Genomic DNA, 1079 nt, shown 5'->3' on the forward strand with positions numbered 1-1079 from the left:
GTGTTGGTCGTGTCTGGGTTTGTGTTTAATGTGTTGTGTTTGTGTTGGTTTGTAGTTGTTGGTCTATTAGTACCAGTCAGCTCCACACGTTACCGTGCTTCCACGTCTGGCCTATCAACCCCATGGTCTTTGGGGGACCTCTCCCACACGAGTGTGGTTGGAAACCTCATCTTGAAGCAGGCTTCCCGCTTAGATGCTTTCAGCGGTTATCCTTTCCGAACGTAGCTAACCAGCCCTGCACCTGGCGGTACAACTGGCACACCAGAGGTTCGTCCGTCCCGGTCCTCTCGTACTAGGGACAGGCCTTCTCAAGTTTCCTACGCGCGCAGCGGATAGGGACCGAACTGTCTCACGACGTTCTGAACCCAGCTCGCGTACCGCTTTAATGGGCGAACAGCCCAACCCTTGGGACCTACTCCAGCCCCAGGATGCGACGAGCCGACATCGAGGTGCCAAACCATGCCGTCGATATGGACTCTTGGGCAAGATCAGCCTGTTATCCCCGGGGTACCTTTTATCCGTTGAGCGACACCCCTTCCACAAGGTGGTGCCGGATCACTAGTTCCTACTTTCGTACCTGCTTGACCTGTCAGTCTCACAGTCAAGCTCCCTTGTGCACTTACACTCGCTGCCTGGTTACCAACCAGACTGAGGGAACCTTTGAGCGCCTCCGTTACTTTTTGGGAGGCAACCGCCCCAGTTAAACTACCCACCAGGCACTGTCCCTGGTCCGGATCACGGACCGAGGTTAGACGACCGCTTCAACCAGAGTGGTATTTCAACAACGACTCCACACTAACTAGCGTTAATGCTTCACAGTCTCCCACCTATCCTACACAAGCTGAAGCGAGCGCCAATACCAAGCTATAGTAAAGGTCCCGGGGTCTTTCCGTCCTGCTGCGCGTAACGAGCATCTTTACTCGTAGTGCAATTTCGCCGAGTTCATGGTTGAGACAGTAGAGAAGTCGTTACGCCATTCGTGCAGGTCGGAACTTACCCGACAAGGAATTTCGCTACCTTAGGATGGTTATAGTTACCACCGCCGTTTACTGGGGCTTGGATTCAAAGCTTCACACCCC

At 53.8% G+C, this 1079-nt stretch carries 1 rRNA gene; it reads right to left on the reverse strand.

Annotation, left to right across the window (positions count from 1 at the left end):
- Positions 1-45: 45 nt before the first annotated feature.
- Positions 46-1079 (reverse strand): 23S ribosomal RNA (locus BSZ40_RS11165); the annotation flags it as partial.

It is taken from the genome of Buchananella hordeovulneris, from assembly GCF_001907235.1.
In the GTDB taxonomy this organism is placed as follows: Bacteria; Actinomycetota; Actinomycetes; order Actinomycetales; family Actinomycetaceae; genus Buchananella; species Buchananella hordeovulneris.